This window comes from Streptomyces sp. NPDC021096 (assembly GCF_040641275.1).
GTDB lineage: Bacteria > Actinomycetota > Actinomycetes > Streptomycetales > Streptomycetaceae > Streptomyces.
Genome location: NZ_JBFADG010000045.1, coordinates 1 through 11205 on the forward strand (window position 1 = coordinate 1; position 11205 = coordinate 11205).

At 71.6% G+C, this 11205-nt stretch carries 14 protein-coding genes; 9 read left to right on the forward strand and 5 right to left on the reverse strand.

Annotated elements, in window-relative coordinates; genetic code table 11:
• Nucleotides 1–180: 180 nt before the first annotated feature.
• Entirely contained in the window at nt 181–909 is a 729-nt protein-coding gene (ndgR, locus tag AB0G59_RS28720) for an IclR family transcriptional regulator NdgR (RefSeq protein WP_360917580.1), read from the reverse strand.
• Nucleotides 910–1009: 100 nt separating this feature from the next.
• On the opposite strand from ndgR, the gene leuC reads away from it, so the two are divergent.
• From leuC to AB0G59_RS28740, 4 genes are all read left to right on the forward strand, one after another.
• On the forward strand, nt 1010–2452 hold the full coding sequence (gene leuC / locus AB0G59_RS28725) for a 3-isopropylmalate dehydratase large subunit (RefSeq protein ID WP_360917583.1): 1443 nt from the start codon (nt 1010–1012) through the stop codon (nt 2450–2452).
• 5 nt (nt 2453–2457) lie between these two features.
• Nucleotides 2458–3051 (forward strand): 3-isopropylmalate dehydratase small subunit, encoded by a 594-nt coding sequence (leuD, locus tag AB0G59_RS28730; protein WP_360917586.1) that lies wholly within the window; start codon nt 2458–2460, stop codon nt 3049–3051.
• A gap of 179 nt (nt 3052–3230) precedes the next feature.
• Nucleotides 3231–3476 carry a hypothetical protein gene (locus tag AB0G59_RS28735; RefSeq protein WP_071961637.1) on the forward strand — a complete coding sequence of 82 codons (246 nt, stop codon included), beginning with the start codon at nt 3231–3233 and terminating at the stop codon, nt 3474–3476.
• A gap of 123 nt (nt 3477–3599) precedes the next feature.
• The gene (locus AB0G59_RS28740; protein WP_360917589.1) at nt 3600–4289 is read left to right on the forward strand and encodes an HU family DNA-binding protein; all 690 of its coding nucleotides are present in this window, start codon (nt 3600–3602) and stop codon (nt 4287–4289) included.
• Nucleotides 4290–4378: 89 nt separating this feature from the next.
• Here the strand turns inward: AB0G59_RS28740 and AB0G59_RS28745 are convergent, their stop codons facing one another.
• Nucleotides 4379–4633, reverse strand: coding sequence for a hypothetical protein (locus tag AB0G59_RS28745; RefSeq protein ID WP_071961639.1), 255 nt, complete (start codon nt 4631–4633; stop codon nt 4379–4381).
• Nucleotides 4634–4643: 10 nt separating this feature from the next.
• Complete coding sequence (gene cofC / locus AB0G59_RS28750) at nt 4644–5294, reverse strand: 2-phospho-L-lactate guanylyltransferase (protein ID WP_360917593.1); 651 nt, start codon at nt 5292–5294, stop codon at nt 4644–4646.
• Nucleotides 5295–5466: 172 nt separating this feature from the next.
• On the opposite strand from cofC, the gene AB0G59_RS28755 reads away from it, so the two are divergent.
• Genes AB0G59_RS28755 through AB0G59_RS28765 form a run of 3 tightly spaced genes read left to right on the forward strand, consistent with a single transcriptional unit; the run spans nt 5467 to nt 8409 of the window.
• Nucleotides 5467–6228, forward strand: coding sequence for a lysophospholipid acyltransferase family protein (locus tag AB0G59_RS28755; RefSeq protein WP_360917596.1), 762 nt, complete (start codon nt 5467–5469; stop codon nt 6226–6228).
• Nucleotides 6225–7226: an NAD(P)H-dependent glycerol-3-phosphate dehydrogenase gene (locus AB0G59_RS28760; protein WP_360917599.1), complete on the forward strand. Its 1002-nt coding sequence runs from the start codon at nt 6225–6227 to the stop codon at nt 7224–7226. Before AB0G59_RS28755 ends, AB0G59_RS28760 begins: the two co-directional genes overlap by 4 nt.
• A 34-nt stretch (nt 7227–7260) precedes the next feature.
• Complete coding sequence (locus tag AB0G59_RS28765) at nt 7261–8409, forward strand: D-alanine--D-alanine ligase family protein (RefSeq protein ID WP_360917602.1); 1149 nt, start codon at nt 7261–7263, stop codon at nt 8407–8409.
• Nucleotides 8410–8430: 21 nt separating this feature from the next.
• On the opposite strand, the gene AB0G59_RS28770 is transcribed toward AB0G59_RS28765, so the two are convergent.
• Both AB0G59_RS28770 and AB0G59_RS28775 read right to left on the reverse strand, forming a co-directional pair.
• Entirely contained in the window at nt 8431–8934 is a 504-nt protein-coding gene (locus AB0G59_RS28770; RefSeq protein ID WP_360917605.1) for a DUF3515 domain-containing protein, read from the reverse strand.
• Between the two features lie 20 nt (nt 8935–8954).
• Nucleotides 8955–9188, reverse strand: a complete 234-nt coding sequence (locus tag AB0G59_RS28775; protein ID WP_360917608.1) for an Lrp/AsnC ligand binding domain-containing protein — start codon at nt 9186–9188, stop codon at nt 8955–8957.
• A 146-nt stretch (nt 9189–9334) separates the two neighbouring features.
• Here AB0G59_RS28775 and AB0G59_RS28780 point away from each other — a divergent pair, with 146 nt between their 5' ends.
• Nucleotides 9335–10306 carry a thiamine-phosphate kinase gene (locus AB0G59_RS28780; protein WP_360917611.1) on the forward strand — a complete coding sequence of 324 codons (972 nt, stop codon included), beginning with the start codon at nt 9335–9337 and terminating at the stop codon, nt 10304–10306.
• A gap of 10 nt (nt 10307–10316) precedes the next feature.
• The gene (gene thiD, locus AB0G59_RS28785; RefSeq protein ID WP_360917614.1) at nt 10317–11123 is read left to right on the forward strand and encodes a bifunctional hydroxymethylpyrimidine kinase/phosphomethylpyrimidine kinase; all 807 of its coding nucleotides are present in this window, start codon (nt 10317–10319) and stop codon (nt 11121–11123) included.
• The last annotated feature ends 82 nt before the right edge of the window (nt 11124–11205 follow it).

Sequence of the window (11205 nt, forward strand, 5' to 3'; positions counted from 1 at the left end):
GTCCGTCCGGCGCTTGAGGACGCACTTCAGCCCGTCCGGCGGACGTCCATCCAGCCCGTCCGGCGTTTGAGGACGTCTTTCCAGCCCGTCCGGCGATTGAGGACAAGAGACGGTGAGATGGGGGCACCTCCCAGCGGTAGCTGGGGGAGGGGCAGGGGCAAGATCCCACCCGGCACGACCTCAGCCGTTGCGGCGCAAGGCTTCCGTCAGGCGGATCGCCGCGTCCAGGACCGCCTGGGCGTGCATGCGGCCCGGATGACGGGTCAGCCGCTCGATCGGGCCCGAGACCGAGACGGCCGCGACCACCCGGTTCGACGGCCCCCGCACCGGCGCCGAGACCGACGCCACGCCCGGCTCGCGCTCGCCGATCGACTGGGCCCAGCCCCGGCGCCGTACGCCCGAGAGCGCGGTCGCCGTGAAGCGGGCCCCCTGCAGGCCGCGGTGCAGCCGCTCGGGCTCCTCCCAGGCCATGAGGACCTGGGCCGCCGAGCCGGCCTTCATCGGCAGCGTGGAGCCCACCGGCACGGTGTCCCGCAGTCCGGACAGCCGCTCGGCCGCCGCCACGCAGATGCGCATGTCGCCCTGGCGCCGGTAGAGCTGCGCGCTCTCGCCCGTGACGTCCCGCAGGTGCGTGAGGACCGGGCCGGCCGTGGCCAGCAGCCTGTCCTCGCCCGCCGCCGCGGCCAGCTCGCTGAGCCGGGGGCCGAGTATGAAGCGGCCCTGCATGTCGCGCGCCACCATCCGGTGGTGCTCCAGGGCCACCGCGAGCCGGTGCGCCGTCGGACGCGCCAGTCCGGTCGCCGTGACCAGCCCGGCGAGGGTCGCCGGTCCGGACTCCAGAGCGCTCAGTACCAGAGCCGCCTTGTCGAGTACGCCCACTCCGCTAGAGGCGCCGCCTGAGTTGTCCATGCAACGATACTTGCGTCTCACACTGTGAAACGCAAGTTCAATTTTTCCCGGGAAGCGCCAATCTGGAACGGACAGCCCCCAGCTCACAGGAGAGACAGCGATGGGACGGACACTCGCGGAGAAGGTCTGGGACGACCATGTCGTCACGCACGCCGAAGGCGAGCCCGACCTCCTCTACATCGACCTGCACCTGCTCCACGAGGTCACCAGCCCGCAGGCCTTCGACGGCCTGCGCAAAGCGGGCCGTCCGGTCCGCCGGCTGGACCTGACCATCGCCACCGAGGACCACAACACCCCCACCCTCGACATCGACAAGCCCATCGCGGACCCGGTCTCCCGCACCCAGCTGGAGACCCTGCGCCGCAACTGCGCCGAGTTCGGCGTGCGGCTGCACCCGCTGGGCGACGTCGAACAGGGCGTCGTCCACGTGGTGGGACCGCAGCTGGGTCTCACCCAGCCCGGCACCACGGTCGTCTGCGGCGACAGCCACACCTCCACCCACGGCGCCTTCGGCGCGCTGGCCTTCGGCATCGGCACCAGCCAGGTCGAGCACGTGCTGGCCACCCAGACGCTGCCGCTGTCCCCCTTCAAGACCATGGCCATCACGGTCGAGGGCGAGCTGCCCGAGGGCGTCACGGCCAAGGACCTGATCCTGGCGATCATCGCCAGGATCGGCACCGGAGGCGGCCAGGGCTACGTCATCGAGTACCGCGGCTCCGCCATCGAGAAGCTCTCGATGGAAGCCCGGATGACCGTCTGCAACATGTCCATCGAGGCGGGCGCCCGGGCCGGCATGATCGCCCCCGACGAGACCACCTTCGCCTACCTCGAGGGCCGCGCCCACGCGCCCCGGGGCGAGGACTGGGACGCGGCCGTCGCGTACTGGCGCACCCTGCGCACCGACGACGACGCCGTCTTCGACCGCGAGGTGGTCATCGACGCCACCGAGCTCTCCCCGTTCGTCACCTGGGGCACCAACCCGGGCCAGGGCGCGCCCCTGTCCGCGGCGGTCCCCGACCCGGCTTCGTACACCGACCCCTCCGAGCGGCTCGCCGCCGAAAAGGCCCTGGAATACATGGGGTTGACGGCAGGTCAGGCGCTGCGCGACATCAGCGTGGACACCGTCTTCGTGGGCTCGTGCACCAACGGCCGCATCGAGGACCTGCGCGCCGCGGCCTCCATCGTCGAGGGCCGCGAGGTCGCCGACGGCGTACGGATGCTGGTGGTCCCCGGGTCGGTCCGGGTGGCGCTGCAGGCCGTCGAGGAAGGGCTGGACAAGGTGTTCACCGCGGCCGGCGCCGAATGGCGGCACGCGGGCTGCTCCATGTGCCTGGGCATGAACCCCGACCAACTCGCGCCGGGCGAGCGCTCCGCGTCGACGTCCAACCGCAACTTCGAGGGCAGGCAGGGCAAGGGCGGCCGTACGCACCTGGTCTCCCCGCAGGTCGCCGCCGCCACCGCCGTACTGGGCCGGCTGGCCTCCCCGGCCGACCTGCCGGGCGTCGCCGGCGCCACCGATGCACGCACCACCGTGGAGGTCTGAGACCGATGGAAGCTTTCACCACGCACACCGGCCGGGCCGTCCCGCTGCGCCGCAGCAACGTCGACACCGACCAGATCATCCCCGCGCACTGGCTGAAGAAGGTCACCCGCGACGGCTTCGAGGACGGGCTCTTCGAGGCCTGGCGCAAGGACCCGGAGTTCGTCCTCAACCGCCCCGAGCGGGCGGGTGCCAGCGTCCTGGTCGCCGGCCCCGACTTCGGCACCGGCTCCTCCCGTGAACACGCCGTCTGGGCGCTGCAGAACTACGGCTTCAAAACCGTCGTGTCGTCCCGCTTCGCCGACATCTTCCGCGGCAACTCGCTCAAGAACGGGCTGCTGACGGTCGTCCTGCCGCAGGAGACCGTCGAGGCGCTCTGGAAGCTCACCGAGGCCGACCCCACCGCCGAGGTGACGGTGGATCTCGTGGCCCGGCAGGTGCGGGCCGAGGGCATCACGGCCGATTTTGAGCTTGACGAGAACGCCCGGTGGCGACTCCTGGAGGGGCTGGACGACATCGGTCTGACCCTCCGGCACGAGGCCGACATCGCCGCATTCGAGGCCGGAAGGCCCTCGTACAAGCCCTCCACGGCCCGGATCTGAGACCGATTCCGGCTCGTTTGGCCCAGTGTCGGACGGCTTTCCGCCACCGCGAAGGCCCCCGGATTTTCGCTGCTCACCCAGGGTTTGGCATGATGCGCCCCCTGTCTTCGGACAGGGGGCGCGTTGCTTTGTTGAGGGCCCGTGAAGCGACAACTCGCCTCAGATGGCACAATCGGTGCATGGAACGCGACAGCCAACTCGAGCTTTACCGGCTCGTCGCCGACCAACTGAAGGAAGCGCACACAAGAGTGCGCGCACTGCAAGTCCCGGAGGGCGTACGGATGGCGCTGTCCCGGCAGCTGCTGGCCATCACGGCCTCGGCGAAGCACGATCTCTCAGGCGCGGCAAGGCGCCTGGACCGGCTGATGAACGACCTCGACGAGGGCCGTTTCCCCCAAGAGCCCGGCACGCACGGAACTCCGTGATGAGTCGAGTTCGTTGCGGCACAAGGGTGATTAGACCGTTTCGTGTTTGATTTGCGGTATATATCTGCCTAACGTGCGAAAAAGCTGGAGCACATTCCAGCCAATGTCTCCGAAGGGGAAGACGTGAACAAGGCGCAGCTCGTTGAAGCGATTGCCGACAAGCTCGGTGGCCGTCAGCAGGCCGCAGACGCGGTCGACGCGGTACTCGACGCGATCGTCCGCGCGGTTGTCGCCGGTGACCGTGTCTCGGTCACCGGTTTCGGCTCGTTCGAGAAGGTCGACCGTCCCGCCCGCTACGCCCGCAACCCGCAGACGGGTGAGCGCGTACGGGTCAAGAAGACCTCGGTGCCGCGCTTCCGCGCGGGCCAGGGCTTCAAGGACCTGGTGAGCGGCTCGAAGAAGCTCCCGAAGGGCGGCGAGGTCTCCGTCAAGAAGGCGCCCAAGGGCAGCCTTTCGGGCGGCAAGGCCACCACCAAGGCCGCGGCCAAGAAGGCCACCGCCAAGAAGGCCGCCGTCAAGAAGACCACGGCCGTCAAGAAGACGACCGCGGCGAAGACCACGGCCGTGAAGAAGACCACCGCCGCCAAGAAGGCGACGACCGCGAAGAAGGCGGCGCCGGCCAAGAAGGCGACGACCGCCACCAAGGCCGCCGCGAAGAAGGCGACCCCGGCGAAGAAGGCCGCCGCGGTCAAGAAGACGGCTGCCGCGAAGAAGACCGCGCCCGCCAAGAAGGCCGCCGCCACCAAGGCCCCGGCCCGCAAGACCACCGCGCGCAAGACCACCGCCAAGAAGACCGCCGCCAAGAAGAAGTAAGGCAGCGAACGTACGGCGTAACGCGCCGGGCCGGGCTCCCTTCGGGGAGCCCGGCCCGCGGTGCGTTACGGCCCCGTGGGGCCCCGTCCTCAGAAGGTCTGCAGCGTCACCAGCGTGATGCGCCGGCCCGCCACCGGGCCCGCCGCGTCCGCGAGGCCCCCGGCCTCGCCCCGGGCGCCGTCCCCGGGCGCCGCGAACTCGATCCGTACCCGCTGCCCGGGCCGCAGCAGCAGCAACCCGCCGGCGTCGAACGCCGCCCCGTCGAAGGGCACGGGCGTGCCGTCGTCCAGGAGAACGCTCCCGGAGCGGGTCGAAGGATCGAAGGTGTACGCGGTGGCCTGCATGGCCAGCAGCCTAGTCGGCCACCCGCCCGCCCATCGGCACGCCGGTCGCGACGGCCGCCGTGCGGGGCCCCACGCCCAGGGCGAGAGCGGCCCGCAAATCGTCTTCCGTGTCCACGTCCCGGCGCACGGAATCCACGTCCGCCAGGAGGATCTCCCGGGCTCCCGAAGCACTGTGACGGGCGCGCGAACGCCCCTCGAACGCCGGAGCCAATTCCATTCCGGGGGCCGCGGCCAGCAGCGTCGTACCGATTCCGGCGGCATCGGCGAGAAAAGCGCGGGGGAATTCGGCGGCGGAATCGAGCACCCGGCCGAGTTCCACCGGGCGCAGCGCCGGCAGATCCGCATTGAGAGTGGCCACCGCGGAATGCGGCCGGCGGGCCCGTACCGTGCGGGCACCGTGCGCCAGCGCCGCGTTCAGTCCGCCGTCGCCGGGCGGCTCGGACAGCACCCGGGCGCCCAGCGCGGCCACCTCGGCGGCCGCCAGCGGGTCCGCCGTGACGACCGCCACATCCCGCACCCGCTCACAGGCCAGCGCCGCCCGCACGGTGTCCTGGGCGAAGGCGAGCGCGAGCGCCGGCCCCGGCAGCCGGCCGGCCCCCGCCGTGAGGCGGCTCTTGGCCGCGGCCAGCGGCTTCAGCGGCACCACCAGCGTCCAGAGCACGTCCGCCCCCTATCTCTCGTACCCGGCCCATTGTCACCCGCTGCCGCAGCCCGGTGCGGAGTGCGGGGTTACGGTGTTCTCGACAGACCGGGTACCTGGGGCGACACTTGTCCGGCCCCCGGGTGAGCAGCACGCCCGAAGCAGCTTCAGGTCCCAACAGAAGGGTGTCCGAGTGTCCCGCCACAGAATCGGCTTCTGGTACCGCTTTACGGCGGTGTTGGCAAAACCGCCGCTCGTGGTTCTGTTCAAGCGGGACTGGCAAGGAATGGAGCACATTCCGGCCGACGGCGGATTCATCACCGCCGTCAACCACAACTCCTACCTCGACCCGCTGTCGTACGCCCACTTCCAGTACAACACCGGGCGGGTCCCCCGCTTCCTCGCCAAGGCCGCCCTCTTCAAGGGCAGCTTCGTCGGCGGGCTGCTGCGCGGCACCGGGCAGATTCCCGTCTACCGCGAGAGCACCGACGCCGCCAACGCCTTCCGGGCCGCGGTGGACGCCATCAACAAGGGCGAGTGCGTGGCCTTCTACCCCGAGGGCACCCTCACCCGGGACCCGGACATGTGGCCCATGGAGGGCAAGACGGGCGCCGCCCGCGTCGCCCTGCTGACCAAGGCCCCGGTCATCCCCGTCGCCCAGTGGGGCGCCAACGAGGCCATGCCGCCCTACGCCAAGGAGAAGAAGCTGCGGCTCTTCCCCCGCAAGACCCTGCGGGTCCTGGCCGGCCCGCCCGTGGACCTCTCCGCCTACTACGGCAAGGAGCCCACCGGCGAGGTCCTGCGCGAGGCGACCGACGTCATCATGAAGGCCATCACGGAACTGCTCGCCGAACTCCGCGGCGAGCCGGCCCCCGCCGAGCCCTACACCCTCAAGAAGGCCCGCGCCGCGGCCCGCCACAACCGCGGCGAGCGGCCGCAGGAGGACAGCAAGTGACGCGTTGCGCCGTATTCGGCACCGGTTCCTGGGGCACCGCCTTCGCGATGATCCTCGCCGACGCGGGCTGCGAGGTCACCATGTGGGGCCGCCGCGCCGCCCTCGTGGACGCCATCAACACCGGCCGCACCAACCCCGACTACCTTCCCGGCATCGAGCTGCCCGCCGGCGTCCGGGCCACCACCGACCCCGCCGAGGCGGCGCGGGAGGCGGCGTTCACCGTGCTGGCCGTCCCCTCGCAGACCCTGCGCGGGAACCTCACCGAGTGGGCGCCCCTGCTGGCCGCCGACACCGTGCTCGTCTCCCTGATGAAGGGCGTCGAACTGGGCACGGCCAAGCGGATGAGCGAGGTCGTCGAGGAGGTCGCCAAGGTCTCCCCGGACCGGGTCGCCGTCCTCACCGGGCCCAACCTCGCCAAGGAGATCGCCGCCCGGCAGCCCGCCGCCGCCGTCGTCGCCTGCCGCGACGAGTCCGTCGCCCGGCGCCTCCAGACCGCCTGCCACACCACCTACTTCCGCCCGTACACCAACACCGACGTGGTCGGCTGCGAGCTGGGCGGCGCCGTGAAGAACGTCATCGCCCTGGCCGTGGGCATCGCCGACGGCATGGGCCTGGGCGACAACGCCAAGGCGTCCCTGATCACCCGCGGACTGGCCGAGACGACCCGGCTGGGCCTGGCCATGGGCGCCGACGCGCACACCTTCGCGGGCCTCGCGGGCATGGGCGACCTCGTGGCCACCTGCGCCTCGCCGCTCTCCCGCAACCGCACCTTCGGCGCCAGCCTCGGCCGCGGCATGACCCTCGAGGAGACCATCGCGGTCACCAAGCAGACCGCCGAGGGCGTCAAGTCCTGTGAGAGCGTGCTCGATCTGGCCCGGCGTCATCATGTCGACATGCCGATCACCGAGACCGTGGTGGACATCGTCCACGAGGGCAAGCCGCCCATGGTGGCCCTCAAGGAACTCATGTCACGCAGCGCCAAGGCCGAGCGGCACTGACGCACCTCCTGCCACCAGGTACTCTCAACGCGTTATGAGCAGCGAGAACTCCCCCCAGAGCCCTGACCGGAAGCCGCGTGTCGCGGTCGTCTTCGGCGGCCGCAGTTCCGAGCACGCCATCTCCGTGGTCACCGCAGGCGCCGTGCTGCGCGCCATCGACCGCAGCAAGTACGACGTGCTGCCGATCGGCATTACCACCGACGGCCGTTGGGTCCTCACCGCCGACGACCCCGAACGCATGACGATCGCCGGCCGCACGCTGCCGGCCGTCGAGCAGCTCACCGACTCGGCGGAGGGCGGCGTGCTGCTGCCCGCCGACCCCTCCAGCCGTGAGGTCGTCTACGTCGAGCCGGGCGCCGTTCCCAAGGCGCTGGGCGAGGTCGACGTCGTCTTCCCCGTGCTGCACGGCCCCTACGGCGAGGACGGCACCCTCCAGGGCATGCTGGACCTGGCCGGCGTCCCCTACGTCGGCGCGGGCGTCCTCGCCTCCGCCGTCGGCCAGGACAAGGAGTACATGAAGCGGGTCTTCATCTCCTACGGGCTGCCCGTCGGCCCGTACGAGGTGATCCGGCCCCGTGAGTGGGACACCGATCCCGCCGCCGCCCGCAAGAAGATCGTGGACTTCGCCGGCGAGCACGGCTGGCCGCTGTTCGTGAAGCCCGCCCGTGCCGGCTCGTCCATGGGCATCACCAAGGTCGACGATGACTCCGGCCTGGACGAGGCCATCGCCGAGGCCCGCCGCCACGACCCGAAGATCCTGGTCGAATCGTTGCTGCGCGGTCGCGAGATCGAGTGCGGCGTGCTCGAGTTCGAGGACGGTCCGCGCGCCAGCGTGCCCGCCGAGATCCCCCCGGTCAGCGCGCACGACTTCTACGACTTCGAGGCCAAGTACATCGACTCCGCCTCCGGCATCGTGCCCGCCCCGCTGAGCGAGGACGAGACGCGCCGGGTGCAGGAGCTGGCCGTCCAGGCCTTCGAGGCCGTCTCCTGCGAGGGACTGGTCCGTGCGGACTTCTTCCTCACCGAGGACGGCGAGTACGTGATCAACGAGATCAACACCATGCCCGGCTTCACGCCCATCTCCATGTACCCGCGCATGTGGCAGGAGAGCGGTGTGGAGTACCCCGAGCTGGTCGACCGTCTCGTCCAGGCCGCCCTGCGGCGGCCGACGGGGCTGCGCTGAGCACAACGCCGGAGAGGGCCGTCAGGAGATGATCCCCTCGGGGATCGTCTTCAGGACGGCGTCGGAGAGGTCGGTGAGCGCACTCAGGTCACCGCCCTCGCCGACGACCTTCTTCGGCAGCGTCACCTCCACCCACGCCTCACGCCGGACGGTGGTGCAGCGCACGCTGCCGTCCGGCTGCCGCTCGGGCAGCCAGCCGACGTCGTTGACGTCCATCGAGTCGGTGGCGGGGTTCCGCTTGAGCAGAGCGGGCTTGGTCACCCCGCAGCGCAGTGAGATCTCCGGCTCGCCGTGGGTGCCGCCCCATACGGCGGTGAGGTCCGAGTCGGGCTCGGAGCTGCGCCGCTCGAGCCCGCCCACGGTCTTCGGCAGCTCCTTGTGCAGCGCCCGGCAGAGCGCGGCCTGCCGCTCCGGCGGCGAGGGCACCTCAGGGCCCGCCCCGGCGTCCGGGCCCGAACAGGCCACGGCCGCGAGGAGCACGGCGACGGAGGGCAGGCCGAGGGGCCGGCGGAGCGAAGACTTCACCGGCCGAGCATACGGGGGAGCTAGATATGGACGACCGGGCAGGTCAGGGTGCGGGTGATGCCCTCCACTTTCTGGACCTGCGCGACCACCATCCGGCCGAGCTCGTCCACGGTGTCGGCCTGGGCGCGCACGATGACGTCGTACGGCCCCGTCACGTCCTCGGCCTGGATCACTCCCGGGATCTTGCCGATGACTTCGGCCACGGTCGACGCCTTGCCGACCTCGGTCTGGATCAGGATGTACGCCTGTACCACGGAACCTCCAGGGCGGCTTCGAGGATCATGTGGGGAGAAGAGACGCCACGGTACCGCGTCGCCGCACGGTGCGGGGAGACCCGCGCGGCCTGCGCGGCGCGGGACACGTCACGAACAGGGCAACCGACACTCCGAGGAGGAGCTCAGTGAAAGGCACCGTGGGCGAGTTGGGGGAGTTCGGGCTCATCAGAGAGCTGACCTCCCGGCTCACCACCACCCCGGCGGTCCGGCTCGGGCCGGGTGACGACGCCGCGGTGGTAGCGGCGCCCGACCGCCGGGTCGTGGCCAGTACGGACGTGCTCCTGGAGGGGCGCCACTTCCGCCGCGACTGGTCCACCGCCTACGACGTCGGCCGCAAGGCCACCGCGCAGAACCTCGCCGACATCGCCGCCATGGGCGCGGTGCCCACGGCGGTCCTGCTGGGCCTCGTCGTACCCGCCGAGCTCCCCGCCACCTGGCCGACCGAGCTCATGGACGGGATCCGCGACGAGTGCCAGGTCGCGGGCGCGGCGGTGGTCGGCGGGGACGTGGTGCGCGGTGAGACGATCACCGTCGCCATCACGGCGCTGGGCGACCTGCGCAACCACGAGCCGGTCACCCGCTCCGGCGCCCGGGCCGGCGACGTCGTCGCCGTCACGGGCTGGCTGGGCTGGTCGGCGGCCGGACTCGCCGTGCTCTCCCGCGGCTTCCGCTCGCCGCGCGCCTTCGTCGAGGCCCACCGGCGTCCCGAGCCCCCGTACCACGCGGGTCCGGCCGCCGCCGCGCTCGGCGCCACCGCCATGACGGACGTCAGCGACGGCCTCATCGCCGACCTCGGCCACATCGCCGAGGCCAGCAAGGTCCGCATCGACCTGCGCACGGCGGCCATCGACGTGCCCACCCAGATGCTGGACATCGGGCAGGCCGTGGGCGTCGACCCGCTGCAGTGGGTGCTGACCGGCGGCGAGGACCACGCCATCGTGGCGACGTTCCCGCCCGACGTGAAGCTGCCGGCCCGCTGGAAGGTCATCGGCGAGGTCGTCAACCCCTCCGCGCTGCCCCAGGTCACCGTGGACGGCGCTCCCTGGGACAAGGCGGGCGGCTGGGACCACTTCGGGGACATGGAACCGGGGGAGTAGATTCGGCGCCATGCCGATACCCCCACGCGTGCTGACCGTCGCCGGATCCGACTCCGGCGGCGGTGCGGGCATCCAGGCCGACCTGAAGACGATGCTGGCCCTCGGCACGCACGGCATGAGCGTGGTCACCGCCGTCACCGCCCAGAACTCCCTGGGCGTCCAGGGCGCGTGGCCGCTGCCCGCCGAGGCCGTACGGGCCCAGTTCCGCAGCGTCGTCGACGACATCGGCGTCCAGGCCGTCAAGACCGGCATGCTGGCCTCGGCGGAGCTGGTGGAGACGGTGGCCGCCCTACTGGCGGACGTGGGCGCCCCCGTGGTCGTCGACCCGGTCGGCATCTCCAAGCACGGCGACGCCCTGCTGGCGGCCTCCGCCCTCGACGCGGTCCGCACGAAGCTGCTGCCGGCCGCCACCGTCGCCACCCCCAACCTGGACGAGGTCGCCTGGCTCACGGGCGTACGGGTGAGAACCGAGGCCGACCTGCGGCACGCGGCGGACGCGGTGCTCTCGTTCGGCCCGCGGTGGGCCCTCATCAAGGGCGGCCACCTCCGCGGTGACGCGGTCGACCTGCTGACGGACGGCACGGACGAACACTGGCTGCGGGCGCCGCGCCACGACAACCGGCATACGCACGGGACGGGGTGCACGCTGGCGAGCGCGATCGCCTGCGGGCTCGCGAAGGGGCTGGCGGTGCCGGAGGCGGTGGCCGCCGCCAAGGACTACGTCACGGGCGCGATCGCGGCGGGCTTCGCGCTGGGTAGCGGCATCGGCCCGGTGGACCACGGGTGGAAGTTTCCCCAGTCCCGCCCCTTCCCGTAACCGGGGGCCAGCCCCCCCACCCCCCCCCCCCCCCCGGGGCGGGGGTGGGAAAAACACCCGCGGCGGGGGAAAAACAAACAAA

Bases quoted from the DNA above. Each gene is read 5' to 3' on its own strand.
- leuD (WP_360917586.1), top strand. From the start codon at position 2,458: ATGGAAGCTTTCACCACGCACACCGGCCGGGCCGTCCCGCTGCGCCGC.
- AB0G59_RS28765 (WP_360917602.1), top strand. From the start codon at position 7,261: ATGAGCAGCGAGAACTCCCCCCAGAGCCCTGACCGGAAGCCGCGTGTC.
- ndgR (WP_360917580.1), bottom strand. From the start codon at position 909: ATGGACAACTCAGGCGGCGCCTCTAGCGGAGTGGGCGTACTCGACAAG.
- AB0G59_RS28735 (WP_071961637.1), top strand. From the start codon at position 3,231: ATGGAACGCGACAGCCAACTCGAGCTTTACCGGCTCGTCGCCGACCAA.
- leuC (WP_360917583.1), top strand. From the start codon at position 1,010: ATGGGACGGACACTCGCGGAGAAGGTCTGGGACGACCATGTCGTCACG.
- thiD (WP_360917614.1), top strand. From the start codon at position 10,317: ATGCCGATACCCCCACGCGTGCTGACCGTCGCCGGATCCGACTCCGGC.
- AB0G59_RS28745 (WP_071961639.1), bottom strand. From the start codon at position 4,633: ATGCAGGCCACCGCGTACACCTTCGATCCTTCGACCCGCTCCGGGAGC.